At 65.8% G+C, this 24,103-nt stretch carries 18 protein-coding genes; 7 read left to right on the top strand and 11 right to left on the bottom strand.

Going from position 1 to position 24,103, the window contains the following annotated elements; genetic code table 11:
- Window positions 1–32: 32 nt before the first annotated feature.
- Window positions 33–638, top strand: a complete 606-nt coding sequence (locus V3B46_RS16845) for a hypothetical protein (protein ID WP_329892398.1) — start codon at window positions 33–35, stop codon at window positions 636–638.
- A gap of 9 nt (window positions 639–647) precedes the next feature.
- Here the strand turns inward: V3B46_RS16845 and V3B46_RS16840 are convergent, their stop codons facing one another.
- Window positions 648–1,055 (bottom strand): ExbD/TolR family protein, encoded by a 408-nt coding sequence (locus tag V3B46_RS16840; RefSeq protein WP_329892397.1) that lies wholly within the window; start codon window positions 1,053–1,055, stop codon window positions 648–650.
- A gap of 151 nt (window positions 1,056–1,206) precedes the next feature.
- Here V3B46_RS16840 and V3B46_RS16835 point away from each other — a divergent pair, with 151 nt between their 5' ends.
- From V3B46_RS16835 to V3B46_RS16825, 3 genes are all read left to right on the top strand, one after another.
- The gene (locus V3B46_RS16835) at window positions 1,207–3,192 is read left to right on the top strand and encodes a transglycosylase SLT domain-containing protein (protein WP_329892427.1); all 1,986 of its coding nucleotides are present in this window, start codon (window positions 1,207–1,209) and stop codon (window positions 3,190–3,192) included.
- Between the two features lie 68 nt (window positions 3,193–3,260).
- Window positions 3,261–3,497, top strand: coding sequence for a hypothetical protein (locus V3B46_RS16830; protein WP_154264420.1), 237 nt, complete (start codon window positions 3,261–3,263; stop codon window positions 3,495–3,497).
- Between the two features lie 177 nt (window positions 3,498–3,674).
- Window positions 3,675–4,895: a multifunctional CCA addition/repair protein gene (locus V3B46_RS16825; protein ID WP_154264421.1), complete on the top strand. Its 1,221-nt coding sequence runs from the start codon at window positions 3,675–3,677 to the stop codon at window positions 4,893–4,895.
- Window positions 4,896–5,136: 241 nt separating this feature from the next.
- Here the strand turns inward: V3B46_RS16825 and V3B46_RS16820 are convergent, their stop codons facing one another.
- The 10 genes from V3B46_RS16820 to V3B46_RS16775 form a co-directional block, all read right to left on the bottom strand.
- Complete coding sequence (locus V3B46_RS16820; protein WP_329892396.1) at window positions 5,137–6,141, bottom strand: RHS repeat-associated core domain-containing protein; 1,005 nt, start codon at window positions 6,139–6,141, stop codon at window positions 5,137–5,139.
- Window positions 6,142–6,256: 115 nt separating this feature from the next.
- Window positions 6,257–6,691 (bottom strand): SseB family protein, encoded by a 435-nt coding sequence (locus V3B46_RS16815; RefSeq protein ID WP_329892395.1) that lies wholly within the window; start codon window positions 6,689–6,691, stop codon window positions 6,257–6,259.
- Between the two features lie 49 nt (window positions 6,692–6,740).
- Window positions 6,741–7,076: a hypothetical protein gene (locus tag V3B46_RS16810; RefSeq protein ID WP_154264423.1), complete on the bottom strand. Its 336-nt coding sequence runs from the start codon at window positions 7,074–7,076 to the stop codon at window positions 6,741–6,743.
- A 3-nt stretch (window positions 7,077–7,079) separates the two neighbouring features.
- Window positions 7,080–8,117 (bottom strand): S41 family peptidase, encoded by a 1,038-nt coding sequence (locus V3B46_RS16805; protein ID WP_329892394.1) that lies wholly within the window; start codon window positions 8,115–8,117, stop codon window positions 7,080–7,082.
- Window positions 8,118–8,435: 318 nt separating this feature from the next.
- Entirely contained in the window at window positions 8,436–11,462 is a 3,027-nt protein-coding gene (locus V3B46_RS16800) for an autotransporter family protein (protein WP_329892393.1), read from the bottom strand.
- 299 nt (window positions 11,463–11,761) lie between these two features.
- Complete coding sequence (locus V3B46_RS16795) at window positions 11,762–12,829, bottom strand: acyltransferase family protein (RefSeq protein WP_329892392.1); 1,068 nt, start codon at window positions 12,827–12,829, stop codon at window positions 11,762–11,764.
- Window positions 12,829–13,977, bottom strand: coding sequence for an N-acetylglucosamine-6-phosphate deacetylase (nagA, locus tag V3B46_RS16790; protein ID WP_329892391.1), 1,149 nt, complete (start codon window positions 13,975–13,977; stop codon window positions 12,829–12,831). The genes V3B46_RS16795 and nagA overlap by 1 nt, the downstream gene beginning before the upstream one ends.
- Window positions 13,977–15,005: an SIS domain-containing protein gene (locus V3B46_RS16785; RefSeq protein WP_012512110.1), complete on the bottom strand. Its 1,029-nt coding sequence runs from the start codon at window positions 15,003–15,005 to the stop codon at window positions 13,977–13,979. The genes nagA and V3B46_RS16785 overlap by 1 nt, the downstream gene beginning before the upstream one ends.
- Window positions 15,006–15,012: 7 nt before the next feature.
- Window positions 15,013–16,080 carry a LacI family DNA-binding transcriptional regulator gene (locus V3B46_RS16780; protein ID WP_006391719.1) on the bottom strand — a complete coding sequence of 356 codons (1,068 nt, stop codon included), beginning with the start codon at window positions 16,078–16,080 and terminating at the stop codon, window positions 15,013–15,015.
- 39 nt (window positions 16,081–16,119) lie between these two features.
- Window positions 16,120–17,409: a sugar MFS transporter gene (locus tag V3B46_RS16775; RefSeq protein ID WP_106469126.1), complete on the bottom strand. Its 1,290-nt coding sequence runs from the start codon at window positions 17,407–17,409 to the stop codon at window positions 16,120–16,122.
- 376 nt (window positions 17,410–17,785) lie between these two features.
- On the opposite strand from V3B46_RS16775, the gene V3B46_RS16770 reads away from it, so the two are divergent.
- From V3B46_RS16770 to V3B46_RS16760, 3 genes are all read left to right on the top strand, one after another.
- Entirely contained in the window at window positions 17,786–18,805 is a 1,020-nt protein-coding gene (locus V3B46_RS16770; RefSeq protein ID WP_049400483.1) for a glucokinase family protein, read from the top strand.
- A 143-nt stretch (window positions 18,806–18,948) separates the two neighbouring features.
- Window positions 18,949–21,609 (top strand): TonB-dependent receptor, encoded by a 2,661-nt coding sequence (locus V3B46_RS16765; RefSeq protein WP_154264430.1) that lies wholly within the window; start codon window positions 18,949–18,951, stop codon window positions 21,607–21,609.
- Window positions 21,610–21,720: 111 nt separating this feature from the next.
- Window positions 21,721–24,075: a beta-N-acetylhexosaminidase gene (locus V3B46_RS16760; protein WP_329892390.1), complete on the top strand. Its 2,355-nt coding sequence runs from the start codon at window positions 21,721–21,723 to the stop codon at window positions 24,073–24,075.
- Window positions 24,076–24,103 lie beyond the last annotated feature (28 nt).

Below are 24,103 nucleotides of genomic sequence, written 5' to 3'. Positions count from 1 at the left end.
CTCCTTTGTAAACAAGTGGTAAAAATCGCGGCGTGATGATCGACACTCTTTCACGCGAAATTGACGCAATTGCAGGCCGATTGCGTCAGATAGCTGCAGTTTATGACCGGACGATATTGTTCACGACAGGCAGCCTTGATGTCGGCTGCGACAGCGCACGCCGGAGGCCGCCGCATTCATGGAAAAGGTCTCTGCCGGATCGTTTCAGGAATAGTTTGAAATTCCTTCATTCAGAAGGCGCCGCTAATCGACCCAGCGCAGACTCGCACCTCCAGCCATTCGCGGGAGGGCCGATCATGAAAGCGGTGAGTACGGTGCTGGGTGTCACGACGGTGATGACGCTGCTTCTTTCCCTGGCAGGCGAATCGAGAGCAGGCGGCGTGATCGAGTGCAACAACTGCCCCTCTCCCAGCGATGCGACCTTGGCCTCGGGAGAGGGATTGACGGTTGTGGTGGATTTCGAGAGAGCCGAGTTGACTGCTTTCGACGTTGAACATGACCCGGGGACCGGAAGGTGGCGAGCACATCCGACTCCGGTTCCAGCGCAGATTGAAATGGCCTTTCTGCGGATTCTGGATGCGACGCTGTCAGCAGGGGAAGCGCCGCCCATGCAGCAATCACCGCATGAGCGGCAGTGAGACATCGCACTACCGCACGAACGCAATGCGCTCCATGCCGGTCGCCTCGGCTGCGGCGAGAATCCTCGCCATGCCTTCGTACTCGGCCGCCGGATCGGTGGCGATGCGCAGCTCCGGCAGGTTGCCGGCATGTTCGCCCACCTGTGCCTGCAGGCGCGCCTGCAGCTCACTGATCGCCATCGGCTGGCCATTCCAGCTGAGCTGGTTGGCAGCGTCCAGGCGCAGCTCGATCGGCGGTGGCGGTTCGGGACGGTCGACCACGCGATCGGTGGCCTGCGGCAACTGCACGGCAATCGGCCGGGCCACGATCGGCGCGGTCACGATGAAGATGATCAACAGCACCAGCATCACATCCACCAGTGGCGTGACATTGATGTCCGCCAGCGGGCCGCTTCTTCCTGCGCTACTGAACGCCATGTGCCGCTCCCTGCAGCCGGGCCGTTCGCCCAAGCTCGACACTACGTCGCCCGCAGGCTCGCGAGGCAGTGCCTGCAGCACGAGCATTCAGCTGCCGTTGCCGACCCATCGCGTGCACGCAATGCGAAACTGAATTCAGCCATTGCCCGCTATGCTGCCCGCCATGACCCGACGCTCTTCGACCGCCCTGTCCCTGCTGCCCTTGGCCACCACGCTGCTGATCGGCTGCGCCAATGCCCAGTCCCTCGACGCCCAGAACGCGCAGCTGAAGGCCGCGATCGCTGCCGCCGAACGCGGCCAGTTCGATCCCGGCCAAGCCGCCGCACTCAGCCGCCATCCGGCATACGGCTGGCTGGAGTACGCCAATCTGCGCCGCAACATCGACACCGTCGATACCGCGCAGGCGCAGGCCTTCCTCAAGCGCTATGACGGCCAGGCCGTGGCCAACACGTTCCGCAGCGTGTGGCTGCCCTCGGTCGCACGCCGCCAGGACTGGCCCACCCTGCTCGCCAACTGGGTTCCCACCGACAATGCCGGCCTTCGCTGTGCGCAGCTGACCGCGCGCCAGGTGACCGGCAAGGTCGATCCGCAGTGGATCAGTGAAGCGCAGGATCTGTGGCGCAAGAACGGCAAGTCGCTGCCGGACGGCTGTGATGCCGTTTTCGCCGTGCTGCAGGCGCAGGGTGGGCTGAGCGACGCATTGCGCTGGGAACGCATCGACGCTGCCGCCGACGCCCAGCAACCCGCTGTGATGCGCAGCGCCGCACGTGGCCTGCCTGCCACCGACCTGGCGCTGGCCAACAATTACGCGGCCTTTGTCGACAAGCCCAATGCCAGCGCATTGAACTGGCCGCGCAACGAGCGCAGCCGGCGCATCGCCACTGATGGCCTGGCCAAGCTGGCCAAGGCCGATCCCGGCGCCACCGAACAGCAGCTGCCGCAGTACGCGCAGGCACTGGGCCTGAGTGCCGACCAGCAGGGCCAGGTGCTGTACCAGATCGCACTGTGGACGGTCGCTTCCTATCTTCCGGATTCGGCGCGCCGCCTCAACGCGGTGCCGGAATCGGCGTACGACGAACGCCTGCACGAATGGCGCGTGCGCGAAGCGATGTCGCGCGGCGACTGGCCGGCGGCGCTGACCGCGATCCGCAAGATGGGCAGCAAGCAGCGCAGCGACCCGCGCTGGCGCTACTTCGAAGGCCGCATGCTGGAGAAGACCGGCCAGGCCCAGCAGGCGCAGCCGCTGTTCCGCGAGGCCGCGCGTGCACCCACCTTCCACGGTTTCCTGGCCGCCGACAAGCTGCAGCAGGGCTACACGCTGTGCCCGTGGAAGCCGAACGACAGCGCGCAGGCGCAGGCGGTGATCGCGCGCGATCCGGCCATCCAGCGCGCGATGGCGCTGTACCAGATCGATCGCGCCGGTTGGGCCGTGGCCGAATGGAACAGTGCGCTTTCGCGCTTCGATGACACCCAGCGCCGCCTCGCCGTACGCGTGGCGCAGGACAACGGCTGGTTCGACCGTGCCGTATTCGCGCTCGGCAAGCAGCCGCAGGAACAGCGCCTGTACGACCTGCGTTTCCCGCTGCACCACGACGCCACCATCCGCCGCGAATCGGCACGCAACGCGATCGATCCAGCCTGGGTGGCGGCGGAAATCCGCGCCGAAAGCACCTTTACTCCGCGTGCGCGCTCGCCTGCCAATGCGATGGGTCTGATGCAGGTATTGCCGGCCACCGGTGCCGGTGTGGCCAAGTCGATCGGCCTGACCGGTTACGGCGGCGCCGACAGCCTGTACGACCCGGACACCAACATCGCCATCGGTACCGCCTACCTGCGCCAGCTGATGAACAAGTACGACGGCCTGCCGTACGTGACCATCGCTGCCTACAACGCCGGCCCGACCCCGACCGCACGCTGGCAGGGCCAGCGCCCGGGCTTTGATCCGGACCTGTGGATCGAGACCATCAGCTACAAGGAAACCCGCGAGTACGTGGCGCGCGTGCTGGCCTTCAGCGTGATCTACGACTGGCGCCTCAATGGCGATGCACTGCCGCTGAGCGACCGCCTGATGGGCCGCCTGGTGGACAAGCGCAAGAGCTTCAGCTGCGCCGCCAACGCTGACCAGGGCGGCGACTGATTGCAACACGGTCGTTCCGGCCGCTGGCCGGCACGATCCGATCTCCATTTCCCGGGGAGTGGAAAGCAATGAGCCTGCTGGCCTGGATCGGGATGTTCGCCGCCTGGAGCCTGTTCGCCACCTGGGTATTACGCTGGGGTGGCGCGGCCTGGATGGAAGGCTGGAAGTCGCTGGCCTTCGTCGACAGCTGGGGCAGCCTGTGGGACGAAGCGCAGATCAAGCTGTACTTCCTCTGCCTGTGGATCGTCTACGGGCTGTGGTTCCTGGCCGGCCTGTTCGTGCCGGACTGGCGCGGCCTGCCGTGATGCCGCTGCGTCGGTAGTGCCGGGGGGGGGGGGGGGCGCCCGCCCCGGGGGGGGGGGGGGGGGGGGCGGGGTGGGGGCCCGCGGGCCGCGCCCCCCCCCCCCCCCCGCCCGGGGGGCGCCCCCCCCCCCCCCCCGCCACTACCGATGCTCATGCGCCTACCGTGCGATCATCTCCCCATGAAGATCTATCTTGTCGGCGGCGCCGTACGCGACCGCCTGCTGCAGCGCCCTGCCGGCGACCGTGACTGGGTGGTGGTCGGTGCCACGCCCGCGCAGATGGAGGCGCAGGGCTACACCGCCGTCGGCCGTGATTTCCCGGTGTTCCTGCACCCGAAGACAGGCGAGGAATACGCGCTGGCGCGCACCGAGCGCAAATCCGGCCGTGGCTATCGCGGCTTCGTGGTCGATGCCGATCCGGCGGTGACGCTGGAAGAAGACCTGCAGCGCCGCGACTTCACCATCAACGCGATCGCCTGCGATGAGGAGACCGGCACGCTGGTCGATCCTTACGGTGGCGTTCGCGATCTTGAGCAGCGCGTGTTGCGCCACGTCGGTCCTGCGTTCGTGGAAGATCCGCTGCGCGTGCTGCGTGCGGCGCGCTTCATGGCGCGCTTCGCGCCACTGGGCTTTACCGTCGCCGAAGAGACCATGGCGTTGATGCGCGAGGTCGCCGCCAGTGGCGAGCTGGACGCACTGGTGCCCGAGCGCGTCTGGCAGGAACTGCGCAAGGCGCTGGTCAGTGAACGGCCCTCCGCCTTCCTGCGCACGCTTCACGATGCGCAGGCGCTGGGCCCGATCCTGCCCGAGCTGGAAGCGCTGTATGGCGTACCGCAGCGTGCCGAATTCCACCCGGAAGTCGACACCGGCATCCACCAGGAAATGGTCAGCGACATGGCCGCGAAACTGGCACCGGGTGATGACCTGGTCGGCTTCGCTGCCCTCACCCACGACCTCGGCAAGGGCCTGACCCCGCCGGAGGAATGGCCACGCCACATCATGCACGAGCAGCGCGGCATCAAGCCGCTGAAGGCATTGTGCGCGCGGTTGAAGATTCCCACCGAGCACCAACAGCTGGCCGAAGCGGTCTGCCGCGAGCACTTGAACGTGCACCGCATCGACGAACTTCGCGATGCCACCGTACTGGAACTGCTGGGCCGCTGTGATGCGCTGCGCAGGCCGGAACGCGTGGCCCGCATCGCGCTGTGCTGCGAGGCCGACAAGCGCGGCCGGCTCGGCTTCGAGGATGCCGAATACCCACAGGGCGAAACGCTCAAGCGCCTGCACCAGGCGGCGCTGTCAGTGCAGGCTCGGGATCTGGATACGACGCATCTGAAGGGTCCGGCCATCGGTGAGGCACTGGCCAAGGCGCGGGTGAAAGCCATCGCCGCCGCCCGCTGAAGCACCGGGTAGTGCCGGTCGCTGGCCGGCACCTTCACATCTCCCGTCTATCGACGGCGCTTGCGCGAAAAATGGTCGACAGCATGAGCACCCAACAAGATGGGTTGCATCAAGAGGAACAGCCATCCACCCAACCGGAGCGTCTCCACCGGATTGAACCGGGTGATGAAGAATGCGACCAGTATGAATACGACTAGAAGCCCAAGCTCGTACACAAGGAGAGATCGATTAAAAAATCTCATCACTTCAACCTGTCCTCAGCGATTTTCTGTCCAGTTCCAACTGCGGCATCAGCACCGCGTTGGCCCGCATTAGACAATGCACCCTGTACCGCCCCTTGCTTTGCTCCAATTGCGCCGGCGCTCGCAGTCGCCTCTGCAATATGTGCACCGATGCCAGCAGGTGAACTCACTGGCGCCTTCATCATATTACTCACTGCCCCTTGAGTAGACGCCTGCGAAAAGTCTCCAGCAAGTTTTCCAATTCCGCTGCCCGCCAAACTGCCAACACTCCCGCCGACAGCCGATAAGCCCAGTTGAGCGCTTGTCACTGGTGTTCCTTCGATTGCGCCCTGTGCAGCCGTACCCGCAACACCAGTCGCGGCACCCACCGTCGCTTGAATTGCTACGACCTGACCGATCGAAATCGTCCCTCTCGCCAGGGCTCCAACCACCAGGCCGCCGGTACCACCAGTTACAACTCCAGCAACGCCGGCAATTGCCAGCTCTGTCTTGTTGATTGGCTTTCCGGGATTCATGTACTTCTGAATCCCATAGTCAACCGCCATGCCACCGGCGCCTCCAAACAGGGCTGGGCAGATTGGACAACGGCCATCAGGATCTTTGAATGTATAGGGTGAGTTGAATCCATATGCATAGGCATTGAAATGTCTCCCATCACCATTCCCGTACATTGTGACTGGATCCACTGACAAGAAACGCCCCAAGCCTGGATCGTAATAGCGCTGCTGCATGTAGCTCAGCCCAGTCACCGAATCACTCACGTGCCCGGCGTAACCCACTCCATCTTCAATACCAGTCCCAATCTGCGCTCCGTACGGCTCATAGCTATAGCGCTTTGTCACCTGGCCAGTCTCATCTGACTCGGCAACTACTGACCCCAGAGCATCAGTATGAATATATGTAACTGTTTCCGCTTTGGATTCAAAAGCATAGATTACAGAGAAAACAGCGAAAACTAGACCAACACCTATCGACCGCATAGCTACTCTCTCCTTGAACAGCATATTCGCTCTTAAGCTCTTCACCAATGCTCTTGCTCTTACATTCCCAAATCGAATGGCATATCAATGCCTAGCAGCAAGAAACGAAGAGGACGGTTCGATTTCTATGCCATCAATCTCAATGCGCCATGCTGCGGGTGATTGCCGCCGCACGCTGCTTCAACTGGGCCACGGCATCGGGAATCATCTCCATGCCCACGTCCAGGCCCGGGTTCAGCACCAGGCCGACGCCGTCGCCGATACCGGCCAACAGCGCGTGCACCGCGATCGGCATGGCATGGGCAAACTGCGGCAGCTGCTCGTGCCACAGGCCCGCGCGCTCGGGCGCGGTGAACACTGCGAACATCGGCTCGCCGCTCTCGCTGGTCAACACCAGCGGCGAGATGCTTTCGTCCCAGGCGCCGTCTTCGCCAATGGCCTTGTCCAGCAGCACGAACGCCGTCGAGGTCAACAAGCCGTCAAGGAACTGCGCTGCGGTCAGCGTGCCGTCCTGGGCCTGCAGTAGGCGCACCTCGAGGTCGTTGAGGGGTTCGAACGGGGTGGCGTGGTCCATGGTCGGTTCCGGTACGTGATTGCAGGGCAGACTTTAACAGGCCCGCTCCTCAACCGAGGAATCCATGCCGCCACAGCCAGCCCAACGCCGCCAGACCGGCCACCACCACCAGCATCAGCGGCAGGCCGAAGCGGTGCCGCCACGGGATCGGTACCCCGCCCAGCTGCTGGTCCATGTTCTCGGTATCCAGCACCCAGCCGTGCCCGCACCGGCTGCAGGCCAGCTCGTAGCGGCGATGGTAGGTGAGGCCAAACAGCAGGTCGATGCGCGCCATCCTGTAGCGCAGCTGGGGCGCGAACTCGGTTTCCGTCTGGCAGCGCAGGCAGTGGTGGGCTTCGGTTGGGCCGACCACCACCACCCGCTCCTGCTGGCCGATCAGGATCATGGATCAGCGGCCCTGGCAGGCGGGTTGGGCCAGCAGCCAGGCTTGGGCGGCGGCAAGGGTGGCCGCATCGCCTGTCGTCAATTCATCCGGAGTAATCCTGGCGCCGGCGCCAGCGCCAGTGCGGTCTTTCATCACCGCGGTCGTCACCGCCAACACACTGCCATCCACCAGGGGCCGCGTATCGTTGCTTGTCGAGAAGCCCGCTGTCGACTGCCCGAAACTCCGCGTCTGTGGGCGCCCCCTGAATGACAGCATCGTCGCTTCGCCAGAGCTGGCGGTATTCGACCCGACCAGAACGGCGACGGGCGCCCCGGGCTGCTTGAGGGAATACCCCGGTCGACCGAATCCCAGCCTGGGACGACCATCGACCTGCACCATGGTCGGCGTCAGACTCCAGCGCCGCGACCCGTGGGCAGTAGCAAACGACCCGACCTCTTCCACGCCTGTCGACGACGTGCGCAGCAACGGCGCAACACCCAGCAGCATCGGCCACATGTTGCCCCCATGGTTGCTGCGCAGATCGACAATCCAGCCACAGCGATCGCCGCTGTCCTTGCCACGGATGACATCCTGCCATTGCAGCGCGCGCTGGATGTCCTGATTGAACTCGTCCTGCCGCGCAGCCCCCGGCGTGGCGGCATAGCCTTCGATGACCACCCAGCCAATGCGTGCATCGACGGCACCAGTCACTTTCGCCTTGGCAACGGCCTCAGCGCCGACCTGCTTCGAGCGCTCCGTGGCTTCACGCTTGCGTGCAAGCGTCATCCAGACACCATGCCCCCCGGTGCTCTCCACGATGATCTCACGCAGGGCGGTATGCAACGCACCCGGGTACGCCTGCAACGACGCCAGTCGCTTACGAGCGGCAGGCCAGTCCACTTTGTCCCGGTACATTGCTTCATGCTCGAGCAGATCCAGGATCTGTACCTGCGCTTCCGGCGAAGGTACTTCGGAGGTGGACGCGGTGGCGGCCGTTGCGTTGGCTGCCAGAAGGGTCAGCATCAGCGCGCCATTCCCAAGCACTCCCTTGCACATCTGCATGCGACGTTTCCTTGTCGTTGGGTCAGGTCCACAGCATAACCGTGGCGAATCATGCCCGCCATTGCGCGGATAGCCGTTGTAGAGCCGAGCCCATGCTCGGCTGCATGGGACACGATCAAAGCAGCCGAGCATGGCTCGGCTCTACAGGGTCATGGCGCCGGTGGAATCTGTGTCGACCAAGGTCGACACCTACCAGAGCGGGTCAATGGCGTCGGCTGGGGGTGTGTGCCGACCTTGGTCGATACCTACCGGAGCGGGTCAATGCCGTAAGTTGGGGATGTGTGCCGACCTTCGTCGGCACACGCCAGAGTACGAGACTCACCAATCCGCGCGCAGGCCGATGTTGCCTTCGATGATGCGGCGCTTCTCGTTGCGGTCGCCGCCCAGTTCGCGCGTGTAGTCGGCCACGGCATAGGCGCTGATGGTGCGATTGAAGCGCCCGACCACACCCACGCCGGCTTCCAGTGCACGCGAACGCTGCGAATTGACGATCACGTCATCATCGAAGCGGATGCGATCCTCGCCGGAACGGCCATGCCAGTAATTGAGCTTGAAGTACGGCTGCCAGCCGTTGTCGGCCAACTGGTAGTCGCCGGCAAGACGCAGGCCGATGCGGCCGGTCCAGGCGTTGTCGTTGTCGAAACGCACGCTCGACACCTCATCGCGGCGGTCATTCAGCGAGGTGCGTTGCCAGATCACCTGTACCTGTGGCTCCAGCCACCATGCGGATTGCCCGAAGTGCAGCAGCGGCTTTCCGGCTTCCACCGACGCGCTCGTACCGTCACCACTCAGGCCGAAGCCGAGCCCACGCGAGGAACGCACGCGGCCGTCGTAACGGCTCTGCATCGCCACCGCATCGATATAGCCGCCGCTGCTGTCGGTGAACGTCCAGTACAGGCCCACGTGCTTGTCATCCAGACGGTTCTGGCCGACCTGCACGCTTTCCCAGCCCAGAGCCAGACCAGTGGTCTTGCCCTGCACGCGGGTGCGGCCGACGAACACGCCAATCTGGCTGCGATGGTTGTCGGAAGCAGCGGCCCAAACATCCAGACCGGCCTGCAGGCCCATCACATCGCCATCGAAGCCCGGCTGCGCATCGCCCTTCCAGTGGATCTCGCTGCTCTGCCCCACCAGACGGCCCCAGGCGGTACGGAATGCGCCCTGGCTGTACAGCAGGCGCTGCTCGCCCTGGCGCTCGTGGAAGGTGCCCAGGCTGGCCAGCGAAGTGTCACGCAGCAGCGGCGGCACCACGGCATAGGTCGCAGTCTCCACGCGGTACAGCGGTACCACTGCGCCCTCGGCGGGCCGTGCGCCAGGCGTCGGCGGCGCACCGGTACCGGGCAGTGCACCGCCGGCTACCGGAACGTCCGGCACCGCCGGGTCGCTGGGTGGCGCCACCGGCGCCGGTTCCGGCGGCGGCGGCGGTGGTGCGGTCTCGCCTGCGGTCAGGTCCGGATCGGTGGCGCCTTCCGGCGGCGGCGGCGGCGCCGGGGTGATCGGCGGCGGTGGTGCCACCGGTGGCGTCAAGGGTGGTGGTGTGGCGGTGCCGCCGCCGTTGGGTGCCGGCGTCGGCCCGGTCACCAGGGTCGAGCGCAGGTACCAGTTCTCGCCGGTACCGGCACTGACACCGCCCTTGAACAGGAAGTATTCGTAGGCACCGGCCGCGACCGGCGCGAACAGCGAGAACGCCCCCGGCGCGGTGCGGCCACCATTCAAGGCCTGCACCACCAGGATGCCATCGGCCAGCGTGGCGGCGCCGCTGCCGCCGGCATTGAGCACGCCGATGCCGGTGGTGCCGGTTGCGGTGCCGCCATCGATCACCAGTCGGTCGCTGGTGGAATTGTCCGCGCCCAGCACGGTACGCAGGTACAGACCACCGCCGTCACCGCGATAGTTGCCGCGAACAGTGAACACATCCCCGGCGCCGCTACCGGTCAGGTCGATGCGCCCTGCATTGACCATCTCCACCAGTGCACCACTGTTGAATGGACGGATGGCATGGCCGCCACTGCCTGCATAGACCGTACTGGTGTCATCCACGGTGAGTGAACCGGTGCCGCTGGCACTGTCGCCCAGCACCAGATCGCCGTCGAAGCTCAGCTCGGTGCTGTTGGCCAGGCTGATCGCTTCCCAGTTCTGGAAGCGCCCCACGCCTGCGGTCTTGACGTTGCTGAGGTTGAGCTGGTCGATGCCACTGCCACCATCGAACAACGGTACCGCACCGAGGTTGCCCTGGTTGAGGTTGCTGAGGTTGGCCACGTCATTGTCCGGCCCCATGTCGATCGCGCCGTAGACGATGCCGCCGCCGTTCCAGTTGAAGGTGTCGTTGCCGGTACTGAGCAGCACCTGGCCACGTACGGTGCCGTCGGTGATGGTCACGCTGTCATTGCCGCCGCTGACGCTGATGTTGCCGCCGATGTAGGCCGTACCGGAGATGATGATGGTGTCGGTGTCGAAGCCGGTCACCACGTTGCCGTCCACCGTGCCGCCGGACTGGTCCCACAGGTTCTTGTCCAGCTTCATGTTGACGCGGCCGATGCGGCCACCGGTCATCCAGGCCTGGTCGCCATCCTCGAACGCGCCGACGATGCGACCGCCGCTCATGCGGAAGGTATCGATGTTGTCACCCTGCTGGAGGGCCCCAACGGTGCCGCCGGTCATGACGAAATCGTCGCGGCCGCTGCCCTGCGTCACCAGGCCAGTGACGCTGCCACCGTTGACCGTCATCTGATCATCACCGGTGCCCTGGTCGACACTGTCGATCGTTCCGTCGTTGAGCAGCAACACGTCGTTGCCATCCCCCTGCAAGACGCCGCCGGTGATGCTGCCGGCCTGCATTTCCAGGCGATCGTTGCCGGCACCGAACTGCACGCCGGTGCGGCCACTGATCGTTCCGCGGTTGACCAGAACGCTGTCACCAGTGCCGACGAACTGCAGGGCCACGTTGTTGCCCGTGCTGATGCTGCCGCTGTTCTCGACGCGGCTACCGCCACCAAGCTGGACGGCCACACCACCCGTCGAACTGATCGCCCCCAGATTGGACAGCAGGTGACCACCTGCACCGACGAGCGAAATCGCACTTCCGCCGCCGCTCTGTTGCAGCTGTGCGGCGTTGGCGACGTTGACGATGATGCCGGCCACGCCATTGGCGGTGATGGGAACGGTCTGCGGGTTCGGGGCATTGGCATCGCAGGTGACCGTCTGGCCGACGGTCGGGGTGGCATTGTCACAGCCCGCCCAGGCGGCGCTGGCACCCAGCAGCATGACGGACGGGACAGTCAGGGCCTGCAGCACGGAAACGGTGAGGCGGCGCGGATGGAGAGCGCGCGGGACGGCACGGGACATACAGCACTCCTGGACAGGGGATCAGGAACTGCGGATATGCGGTACTGCGAAGGCAGTCTGCCGCGTGGTGAATGGTTTCGATAGATGAAATTGCGTGCCCGTTATCACAGTTCAGATGCGAACTTGATCGGGCATCACCTCGCCTCTACGTGGCTGAAACGGTTCATCATGGCGGCGATAGCGCGCCAGGCGGAGAGCATCCACGCATGGCGCGGATCTACTGACCATTGCGCCTCCACGGCGTTCGCCCCTCACCCGGTAGATCCACGCCATGCGTGGACGTGGCGTGCCGCCGGGGGTCAGATCTTCAGATAGATCTTCCGCCGGTCCAGCCACCATGCCACGCCCCACCAAAGCGCGACGAACGCCAGCGCCTGCAGCATCGATGCCAGCTCGAGCGCCTGCGGCACCGCGGTGGCCAGCTGCTGCCAGATCCAGCCCCAGGCACCGGTCGCCATCAAGGCCACCGACATCACCGATGCCCCCAGATACGCAGTGATCGCATTGACGCCGAAGCGACGGCCCAGCGCCGGCCAGCCGTTCTGGTCGATCAACACGTGGCCCAGCCACAGCGCCAGCGCCGCCAGGCCGCCGGTCCACAGCACGTAGCTGGGCGTCCACAGCTGCTTGTTCAACGGCAGCACCACGGCCAGCAACAGACCCAGCACGGCGGTCACCGTACCCAGTCCCGCCAGCGCCGCAGTACGTCCGCTGCGCAGCAGGCCTCCGGCCAATAGACCGAGCACGGTACTGGCCAGCGCACCCAGCGTGCTCAGCAATCCTTCCGGGTCATGGCCCAGCCCGGTATCGGCGTGCCATTGGTAGATCCATGGCGCGAACAGCGTGGTATCCAAGCGGCTGGCCGGGTTGGTCCATGGCGCCAGATCACCGATGCCCAGCAGCAGCACGGTATAGCCCACCAGCAGCGCGACCAGCACGCCGGCCTGCACGCGCGGCCGCGCATACACCGCCAGTACACCTACCAAAGCTGCGCACACCGCGATCCGTTGCAGTACGCCCCAGATGCGGAAGTGATGGGTATGCAGCGCCCACCATATCAGCAGGTGCAGCAGCGCTCCGGCCAGCAGGATGCGCAGCGCGCGTTCCAGCACGCCGCGTGCCAATGCCGGTCGCGCCGACGCGTCCAGCGCGCGTGGCGCCACACTGAAGGCCATCGACACGCCCACCAGGAACAGGAAGAACGGGAACACCAGATCGGTGGGCGTGCAGCCATGCCATTCCGAATGACGCAGCGGCGCGAACACCGCGCTCCAGTCACCCGGGTTGTTGACCAGCAGCATTGCCGCCACGGTAATGCCGCGCAGGGCATCGATCGAGCCCAGCCGGCGTGGCGGCGAACTGTTCATCAGGCGGCCTCGTACTGGCCGGCAATCCAGGTGCCACGCACCTGCAGGGCATCGTCCAGCAGCACCAGGTCGGCCTGGTAGCCCTCGGCGATGTGACCCAGACGATCGTCAACGTTGAGGAACTGCGCCGGATAGGTCGAGGCCATGCGCGCGGCTTCGGCCAGTGGCTGGCCGAGCAGCTGCACGGTGTTGCGCACCGCAGTGGCCATGTCCAGCGCCGAACCCGCCAGCGAACCGGAGGCATTGCGCACCACGCCATCGATGGCGGTGATGGTTTCGCCATACAGAACATAGCTGGGATCGTCGGCCCCAACCGGTGGCATCGCATCGGTCACCAGCAGCAGGCGGCCGCGCGGCTTGGCCGCCAACGCCACGCGCAGGCTGGCCGGATGCACATGCACGCCATCGACGATGATGCCGATCCAGCTGTCGCGGTCTTCCAGCGCAGCGCCCACCGCGCCGGGCTCACGGCCCTGCAGCGGCGACATCGCGTTGTACAGGTGGGTGAAGCCGCGCACGCCGGCATCCAGGCCGGCACGGATCTCTTCGTAGGTGCCTGCGGTGTGGCCGGCGGCAACGATCACGCCGCGCTCGACCAGCGCACGGATGGTCTCCAGCGGCACGCGCTCAGGCGCCAGCGTCAGCAGGGTCACGCCGTTGTCGAGGGATGCGGCCAGTGCGATCTCCTCTTCGTCGGGGACGCGGAACTTGCTGGCATCGTGCGTGCCCTTGCGGGCCGGCGCGATGTACGGTCCTTCCAGATGGATGCCGATCACGCCTGGCACACCCTGCGCGATCGCCTCGCGCATCGCATCGATGGCTTCACGCATCACGCCCACGTCGTCGCTGATCAACGTCGGCAGCATCGCGGTGGTACCGAAGCGGCGGTGCGCCTGCGCGATGGTCCGCAGCGACGCCACGTCCGGCGTGTTGTTGAACAGCGCGCCGCCGCCACCATTGACCTGCACATCGATGAAACCGGGCAGCAGCCAGCCACCGCCCAGATCAACCTGCTCGGCGGCCAGGCCCAGCTGCGGCGCTGCATCGGGCAGCAGCGCGCTGATGCGGCCGTGCTCGATCACCACCGCCAGATCGTCGCGGAACTCGTCGCCTGCCAGGATGCGGGTATTGCGCAGGACCGTGGCCATCACACCGTCTCCGTGACCTTGTTCAGGTGCGGCGGCAGATCCGGGTTGAAGCCACGACGCAGCGCCAGCGCGTTGATCGCGCGGTAGAAGCTCTGCACGGTCAGCAGCGGTGCGCACAGCGGATGCGGCGCGGCCGCTACCGGCAGGTTGCCACCGGCACCGGCCATCCACACCTGTGCACCGCGCGCGGTGAATTCCTCGACGACGGCACGGGTGCCGGCGCCGGTTTCATCCGGCTGGGCAAAGGCCAGCACCGGGAAACCGCGGTCGACCAGCGCCATCGGGCCATGCTTCACTTCGGCCGAGCTGTAGGCTTCGGCATGCAGGCTGCAGGTTTCCTTGAATTTCAGCGCCGCTTCCTGTGCGGCACCCAGGCCCAGACCGCGGCCGAGCACGAACAGGTTGGTCGCCTCAACCAGACCCTCGGTCACCGGCGTCCAGTCGCACTGCCAGGCCTCACGCATCGCATCCGGCAGCAGATCCAGCGCATTGCGCAGGCTGCTGTCCTGCTTCCAGTACGCGGCCAGTTGCAGCAATGCGGCCAGCGACGCCAGATAGCTTTTGGTCGCCGCCACGCTCTTTTCGGCACCGGCATGCAGCGGAATGACCGTGTCGGCCAGCTGCGCCAAGGGCGAATCCTCGACGTTGACCAGCGCGATCACGCGCGCACCGGCTGCTTTGGCAGCTTCCGCGTTGCGCAGCAGGTCCGGGCTCTTGCCCGACTGCGAAATGACGATGAACAGTGCACCGCGAAGCTGCAGCGGTGCGGCATAGACCGACCCCACCGACGGCGAGGCCGAGGCCACCACCAGGCCCAGCTGGGTTTCCAGCAGGTACTTGCCATAGGTGGCGGCATGGTCGGAACTGCCGCGTGCGCAGGTGACCACGAACGGCGGCGGCGCAGCGCGCAGACTGGCGGCCAGGGTTTCCATGGTGGCGTGGTTGCGCGAGAACTGGCGCGCGACCACGTCGGCCGCTTCAGCGGCCTCGGCGAACATCAGGGTGGACGTGGGGTCTGACAGCGACATGGCAGGCTCAGGCAGGATCGGAAGGAAGGGGACGTGCGCCGGCCGGGCGCATCGGCGCGGTCGAGCCGCGCACCACCAGCTGCGGCACGAAGCCCTGGTTGTGCAGCGGTGCCGGTGCATCGTCGTAGGCGTCGCTGCGCAGCTGTGCGATCAGCAGGCGCGCGGCATGGCGGGCAATGTCCTCGGTGGCCTGCTTGGCGGTGGTCAGCGGCGGCCACGACTGGCGCGAGAACGGGCTGTCCTCGAAACCGGCGATTGACAGGTCGTACGGCACGTTCATGCCCGCCGACTTCGCGGCGGCCAGCACTCCGGCGGCGATTTCGTCGTTGGAACCAAAGATGGCCGTGGGCGGTTCGCGCAGCGCCAGCAGGCGGCGCGCACCGCGGAAACCATCGTCGAAGGTGTAGTCGCCCTGCACCACCAGGTGCTTGTCCACGGTCATGCCGTAGTCCTTCAGCGCGGCTTCGTAACCGGCGTAGCGTTCGCCCGATGAGCGGTGCGAGATGCCGCCCCAGAGGAAGCCGATGCGCTGGTGACCCAGCTGGATCAGATGCTCGGTGATCTCGTAGGCCGCCTCGCGGTCGTCAACGAACACGCAGGCGCCGTCGGCCGGATCTTCGGTGGCGGCGATGATGCGTACCAGCTTGATGCCGCGTGCGGTCAGCGCCTGGATCAGGTCGCGGCGCTCGGACATCGGTGCGGTCAGCACCAACCCGGCAAGGCGCGAACGCTGCACCCAGTCGGCCAGCTCATCGGCCAGCAGCGGCGAGCTGGAATCGCAGGGATGGATCTGCAGGCCGAAACCGGTCTCGCGGCAGGCGGCAAGCACGCCGTTCTGCACACCGATGATGTGGTACGGATTCGGGTTGTCGTAGACCAGCCCGATCACGAAGGTGGTGCCGCTGCGCAGGTTGCGCGCGGACGGATCGGGCTCGTAGTCCAGCTCGGCGATGGCACGCAGTACCCGCGCGCGGGTGGCCTGCATCACCGAGGGCTCGTTGTTGATCACCCGCGAGACCGTCTTCAGCGAGACCTTGGCCTTCTCCGCAACGTCCTTGATGGTCGCTCTGCGCATGGGTTTTCCCTGGGGTTGGCTGCCGTCCATCATCGCCGATCAGGCCTTGTCCTGCGGCAGGCCGGCGCGATGGCCGATCACCGAGTAGAACAGGATGTACAGGTAGCACGGCACCATCAGCAGCACGAACACCAGCTGGAAGTCGATGTGCTGCTTGAGCACGGCGAACAGCTGCGGGATGATCGCGCCGCCGGCGATGCCCATCACCAGCAGCGCCGAACCGGTCTCGGTGAAGCGGCCCAGGCCGCGGATCGCCAGCGGGAAGATCGCCGGCCACATCATCGCGTTGGCGAAGCCCAACAGGGCCACGAAGGCCACCGATACGTAGCCGTGGGTGGCCCAGGCGCCCAGGCAGAACACCACGCCCAGCACCGCTGAAATGGTCAGGTAGCGCGACTGCGAAACGACCTTGGGGATCAACAGCAGGCCGACCACATAGCCGACCAGCATCGCGCCAAGGGTAAGCGAGGTGAACATCTTGGTCTGGTCCAGCGGCAGGTCGAAACCATGGCCGTAGGTACCGATCGCATCACCGGCCATCACCTCCACGCCCACGTAGACGAACAGGCACAGCACGCCCAGCCACAGGTGCGGGAACTGGAAGATGCTGCGGCGCTCGGCGGCACCGGCAGCCGCCGGCGTGGCGTTGGCTTCGGACGACTTGATTTCCGGCAGCGGCGAGAACAGCACCGCCACCGCCAGCACCACCAGCAGCGCAGCCATCGCCAGGTAAGGGGTGTGGATCTTGGCGGCAAACTCGTTCAGCAGCGCGGCCTTGGTGACCGCATCTGCCGCCTGCACCTGCGCATCGAGGTCGCCGATGCCGTGCAGCACCAGCGTGCCGATCAGCACCGGCGCCAGCATGCCGGCGATCTTGTTGCAGATGCCCATCAGCGCGATGCGGCGTGCCGCCGTCTCGATCGGGCCGAGGATGGAGATGTAGGGGTTGATCGCAGTCTGCAGCAGGGCCAGGCCGCTGCCGATCACGAACAGGCCGCCGAGCGCCCCCGGATACCAGCGCTGGGTGGCGAACTCACCGAACAACGCGGCACCACCGGCCATCACCAGCAGGCTCAGGCTCAGGCCCTTCTTCATGCCGGTGCGGCGCAGGATCCACGAGGCCGGCAGGGCCAGGAAGAAGTAGGACAGGTAGAACACCATCAGCACCAGGAAGGCGCCGACCTCGCTGAGTTCAAAGGCGAGCTTGACGAAGGTGATCAGCGGGCCGTTGAGCCAGGTGAAGAAGCCGATCAGGAAGAACAACACGCCAACGATGGCGATGGAGGTGGCCACGTTCGGGCGCGCGCTTGCAGCGGGGACGGCGGACATCAGGAGGGCTCCTGCGGCGACGGCCGCAGAACGCGGCGTCGGAGAGTGGCTGGGAACAACGTTGTCACATTCTTTCGATGGACAGCCGCGGTTTGTCAACTTCCACGCGCAGCCCTGTGAACCTCGTGCTGCACTGCGCAATCCGATCGCAACGCATCGTGCTGAATGCGCCGAAGGCCTTGGCCCATGCGCGGCAACGGTTCCCACGTGAAACCCGCGCTCACGCCATGTAAACGTTTACCGCCTGTCGCATTCGTTGCGATGCAGCAACGAAAGTGTCACGAACTCGTTGACATCGTTGTCAGCGGGGTTACAGACTCCGCCCCAATCGCCGCCCCCGATCCCGGGGCCGGCCCTACCTGCAGCAGGAGCCCGCGTGACCGCCAGCCACCCCGCCCCGGCCCATGTCCTGTCCCGAGTCGCGCCGACGTTCCTGGCCGCCGACGTCGGTGGCACCCATGTGCGCGTGGCCCGGGTCCAGGCCAGCGGTGATGCCGCCCATCCGGTGCAGGTGCTGGAGTACCGCAAATACCGCAACGCCGACCATGCCGGCCTCAGCGCGATCCTGTCCGACTTCCTCGGCGAAGGCCCGCGGCCCACGCATTGCGTGGTCGCCAGTGCCGGCTACGCTCGCGAGGACGGCACGGTGATCACCGCCAACCTGCCGTGGCCGCTGTCGGCGCGCCAGGTGGAAGCCGACGTCGGACTGCAGCGGGTCTACATCGTCAACGACTTCGAAGCCGTGGCCTATGCCGCCGCGCAGGTTGACGCGAGTGGCGTGCTGCACCTGTGCGGACCGGAAACCGCCGCCCGCGGCCCGACCCTGGTGGTCGGCCCCGGTACCGGCCTCGGCGCCGCGCTGTGGATCCCCACCGCGCACGGCCCGGTGGTGCTCCCGACCGAAGCCGGCCAGCCGACCCTGGCCGCCAGCACCGAACTGGAAATGGCCATCGTCCGCCACATGCAGCGCGACCGCGCGCACGTGTCGATCGAACACGCGATCTCCGGCCCGGGCCTGATGAACCTGTACCGCGCGGTGTGCGCACTGCAGGGCCAGGCACCGACCCTGGCCAGCCCCGACGCGGTCACCGCTGCGGCCATGGCCGACAGCGATGCACATGCGCGCCAGGCGCTGGATGTGTTCTGCGGCCTGCTCGGCAGCACCATCGGCGACATGGCGCTGTTCTACGGCGCCCACGGTGGCGTCTACCTGGCCGGCGGCATCCTGCCGCAGATCCGCGAATACCTGCATGCCAGCACCTTCGTCGAACGCTACCTGCAGAAGGGGCCGATGGGCGAAGCGCTGGCACGCATCCCGGTGAAGGTCGTCGAGCACGGCCAGCTGGGCGTGGTCGGCGCTGCCAGCTGGTACCTGCAGCAGCAGTCGGCCGCCTGACACCGCAACAGGCTTCAACGCAATCGCAGCACGCAGTACGTGGCACGCCAACGCACGGGACTTCGCCGCCGCCCCGCGCATGTCATCGCAACCGTAATCGAACACCGCCGCCGGCATCCAATCGAGTGATGAGGAGAGACATCATGAACACCCGCAAGACCCTGCTTTCGGCCGCCATCGTCAGCTGCCTCGCCTTCAGCGCGCACGCGCAGCAGGCCACCCAGACCGCCACCGACCTGGATACCGTGCAGGTCACCGGCATCCGTGGTTCGATGGAAAAGTCGCTGGATACCAAGCGCGAAGCCAATGCGCGCGTGGAAGTGGTCACCGCCGAAGACGTGGGCAAGCTGCCCGCGCACAACGTCGCCGACACCCTGCAGCGCCTGCCGGGTGTGAACATCAGCTCGTCCAGCGCCGACGAAGGCGGCTTCGACGAAGCCGACCGTGTCAGCCTGCGCGGCACCAGCCCGAGCCTGACCCAGACCCTGATCAACGGCCATACCGTCGGCTCGGCCGACTGGTTCGTGCTCAGCCAGGGCAACAACGTCGGCCGCAGCGTCAGCTACTCGCTGCTGCCGTCGGAACTGGTCAGCTCGGTGGAAGTGAACAAGTCCTCGCAGGCCAAGCTGCAGGACGGCGGCACCACCGGTACCGTCAACATCATCACCCGCAAGCCGCTGGAATTCTCCAAGCCGTTCACCGCGGAAGGCTCGATCGGCATGGTGCGTTCGGACCAGGCCAAGTCGAACGACCCGCAGCTGTCGGCGCTGTTCAACTACAAGAACGATGAAGGCACCTTCGGCGTGATGCTGCAGGCCTTCAGCCAGAAGCGCGAGCTGCGCCGCGAAGCGCAGGAGATTCCGGGTGGCTTCTTCACTATCGAAGCCAACGATCCGGTGGCCAAGACCAACCCGGATCTGATCGGCGTACAGGTTCCGGGCCTGCTGGGCTCAACCCTGTTCGAGCAGACCCGCAAGCGTACGGGTGGCCTGGTCTCGCTGCAGTTCAAGCCGACCGATGATCTGAGCTTCGTACTCAGCGGCTTCAGCTCCAAGCTGGAAGCCAACAACTACAATCGCAACTTCATGATGTTCGGCAACAGCTTCGGCAAGTCGCAGGCGCCTGATCCGGGCTATGTGGTGAAGGATGGCGTGCTGACGCAGGCCAGCTATGTTGGCAAGCCAGGCACGAACTACGCGGTGTACGACATGATCTACCGCGAGTCGACGGCCAAGACCAACTACATCACCCTGGACGCCGACTGGCAGGTCAGCGAAAACCTGACTGCGAAGTTCCAGGCCGGTACCACCAAGGGCACTGGCGAAACGCCGCGCCAGTACATCGCCGAGCTGTTGACTGCAAACGGTGGCGGCGCCAGCTGGACCACCCATGGCAACGGGTCGCCGGTGGACTGGAATGTGGGGGGCGATATCAGCCCTGCCGGCGCCAGCTGGGGCGGCACCTGGGGCAACCAGCAGGTCACTGCGATCGACAAGGAAAAGTGGGCAAACGTCGATTTCAGCCAGTACTTCAACGCAGGCGTGCTGAGCTCGATCGATTTCGGCGCGCGCTACGCCGACCACACGCGTGAAGCAAAGTCGCCGGAAGGCGCCACCCCAGGCAACATCTGGGACGCCCTGCGCGGCAGCCCCACCGCCAACTACCCGGGTGGCTTCGCCGGCGACATCGGCGGCAACTTCCCGCGCAACATCTGGTACTACACCCCGGCAGCACTGCGTAATGCGGTGACCAACAACTCCGAATGGCTGTCGGGAAATGACGGTCCGGATGGCCGCCACAACTATGGCGCCGAATGGAAGGTGACCGAAAAGAACTTCGCCGCCTACGTGCAGGGCAACTTCAGCGGCGACCGCTGGAGCGGCAACGTCGGCCTGCGCTACGTCAACATCAAGCAGGACATCGATACCTACGCCACCGCCATGGGCTCGACCGTGCCGGACGTGAAGAGCCTGTTCGGTGCGTGGACCCGCGAAGCCTTCGAGAACAAGCACAACCGCGTGCTGCCGAGCGCGAACTTCAAGTACGACCTGCGCGACGATCTGGTGCTGCGCCTCGCCGCCTCCCAGACCCAGACCCTGCCCGACTACTCCGCACTGGGTGCGTCTTCGTACGGCTCGGATCTGAACCGGAAGGGCGGCGGCGGCAATCCGAAGCTGAAGCCGGTGATCTCGACCAACTTCGACGCCAACCTGGAGTGGTACTTCATGCCGCGCGGCATGCTGTCGGTTGGTGCGTACTCGATGCGCCTGAAGGACTACGTGGCCTTCAGCACCGAGAAGCAGATGCTGTTCAGCGAGCTGACCAACCAGCTCGAGGAGTACGACATCTCGCGCCCGAAGAACGCCGACGGCAAGGTGCGCGGTATCGAAGTAGCCTACGAGCAGCCGATCGGCGAGTACTTCGGTGTCAATGCCAACTACACCTACGCCGATGGCAGCACCGAGCACACCTGGGCCGATGGAACCGACAACCTGCTCGGCACTTCGAAGAACACCTACAACGTGGGTGCCTACTTCGAGAACGACACCTTCGGTGCCCGCGTCAGCTACACGCGCCGTTCGTCGTTCCTGATCGGCCTGTCCGGTGCCAACCCGTACTACCAGGATGACTTCGGCACGCTGTCGGCGTCGCTGAGCTACAAGGCCACCGACTGGCTGAGCATCAGCTTCGATGCGCTCAACCTCAACAACCCGACTTACAAGTACTACCAGACCGCGGCCATCCCGACCTCGTTCTACAGCAACGGCCGCCAGTACTACCTCAACTTCCGCTTCAAGTACTGATCCAGCGGCGGCAACATCGCCGAGTCGTGCACGCACGCCGGGCCTGGGTCATTCCGGGCCCGGCGTTTTTCATGTATAGCGTTCATCGCACCGTTCCAAGGAGTCGTTCCGATGGTCAAGCCTTCCCGCGCCCGGATGCGCAGCGCAGTGCTGCTGGGCAGCCTGCTCGCCCTGCTGCCGGCGATGCCGGCGCTCGCCGCCGATACCACACCTGCCGCTGAAGCACCCGGCCCGCAGCTGCGCGCCGGCAGCCTGATGCTGATTCCCGCCCCCAGCAATGTGCAGGCCGGCCAGGGCAGCGGCATCACCGTCCGCGCCGACACCACGCTGCTGGCCGAAGGCGAAGTCGCGCAGCGCGTCGCCGCCCAGTTCGCCGACCTGCTGGCCCGCAGTGGTGGCCCACGCCTGGTCCTGGCCAAGGGCAAGGGTGCAGCCAAGACCGGCAGCATCCGCTTCCAGATCGTGCCCACCTTCCGCGACAGCGGCGAAAGCTACACGCTGGAGAGCACCGCGCGGGGCGTGGTGGTCCAGGCCGGCAACGAAACCGGCCTGTTCTATGGCGCGACCACCCTCGCCCAGCTCGCCACCGGCGGCAGCAACGGGGTGCTGCCAGCGGTGCAGATCCAGGATGCGCCACGCTTCAGCTGGCGCGGTTTCATGCTCGACTCGGCACGGCATTTCCAGAGCCTGGACGAGATCAAGCGCGTGCTCGACGCAATGGCTGCGCACAAGCTCAACACCTTCCACTGGCACCTCACCGATGACCAGGGCTGGCGCATGGAGATCAAGCGCTACCCGAAGCTGACCGAAGTGGGCAGCTGCCGCCTGCCGGCCGGCGACGGTGGCATCGATCCGGCCAGCGGCCAGGAGCATCCGTACTGCGGCTTCTACACGCAGGACCAGATCCGCGAAGTGATCGCCTATGCCGCGAAGCTGCATATCCAGGTGATTCCGGAAATTGATGTGCCGGGGCACGCGACCGCAGCGATCGCCGCGTATCCGGAACTGGGTTCGATCAACACCCCGCTCAAGCCGATCAGCGAATGGGGCGTGTTCCCGAACCTGTTCAACGTGGAAGACAGCACCGTCAGCTTCCTCGAGAACGTGCTGGAAGAAGTGATCGCGCTGTTCCCGGCCAAGTACGTGCATGTGGGTGGCGACGAGGCGGTGAAGGACCAGTGGGAAGCCTCGAAGCAGGTGCAGCAGCGCATGCGTGCACTGGGCATCAAGGATGAGATGGCCATGCAGAGCCACATCATCAAGCGCCTGGAGACCTTCCTGGAGGAGCACGACCGGCGCCTGATCGGTTGGGACGAGATCCTAGAAGGCGGTCTGCCGCCGCAGGCCACGGTGATGTCGTGGCAGGGCACCGAAGGCGGCCTCGCTGCGGCCAGTGCCGGGCATGACGTGATCATGTCGCCTGTCGGCTACCTGTACCTGGACTACCTGCAGACGGCTTCGCCGAACGAGCCGCCCGGCCGCCCAACCCAGGTCAATCTCGGCAAGCTCTACAACTTCGAGCCGGTACCGGCCGAACTGGCCGCCGACAAGCGCGGGCACATCCTCGGCCTGCAGGCCAATATGTTCACCGAGCACACGCGCAGCTACGCACGCCTGCAGCACAACCTGTTCCCGCGCCTGGCCGCGGTGGCCGAGACCGGCTGGAGCACGCCGGAACATCGCGACTTCCGCGATTTCCTCGCACGCCTGCCGGCACAGCTGCAGCGCTACCGTGCCTGGGGCCTGGCCTATGCGCAGACCCCGTTCGAAGTAGGCGTGGACTACACCGATGATCGCGCGAAGAACACGGTGACCGTGTCGCTGGCCAATCCGCTGGGCTATGAGGTGCGCTACAGCACCGACGGACAGCCGGTGACCGCGCAGTCGCCGCTGTACCAGCAGCCGCTGACGGCGCAGCTGCCCGCCGCCGTGCAGGCCGCCGCGTTCTACCAGGGCCAGATGCTGGCCGCGAAGCCGACGGTCGCAGAGTTCAGCGCGCAATCGCTGCTCAGCCGCCGCAGTGATGAACTGCTCAGCTGCGTAGGCAAAAAGGGGCTGGTGCTGCGCCTGGAAGACGATGGCCCGCGCGAGGGAACGCGTGCGGTGTTCAACGTCGACATCTTCCAGCCGTGCTGGCGCTGGCCACAGGCACAGCTGGACGGCATCGGCAGTGTGGAAGTCCGTGCGGGCCGCATTCCGTACTACTTCCAGCTGGCCCATGACGAACCCAAGCGCCGATTCGAGAAGGCCAAGCGCGCGCACGGCGAGATGCAGGTGCGTCGCGGCGACTGCAGCGGGAAGGTGCTGGCCGAGGTACCGCTGCCGGCCAAGCCCGATGCCGATGGCTTCGTGACGCTGAAGGCCACGCTGCCAAAGGACACGCAGGGCACGGGTGACCTGTGCATCAACTTCACCGGCGACACACGCCCGGCGATGTGGGTGCTGGATGAGGTCACGCTCCGGTAGAGGCCAACCTTGGTTGGCGCTTGGGGCG

The sequence above is a fragment of the Stenotrophomonas sp. SMYL11 genome, assembly GCF_036320005.1.
GTDB lineage: Bacteria > Pseudomonadota > Gammaproteobacteria > Xanthomonadales > Xanthomonadaceae > Stenotrophomonas > Stenotrophomonas maltophilia_A.
Note: the sequence above shows the minus strand (reverse complement) of the source record. Positions and strands in the feature narration are given on the sequence as shown.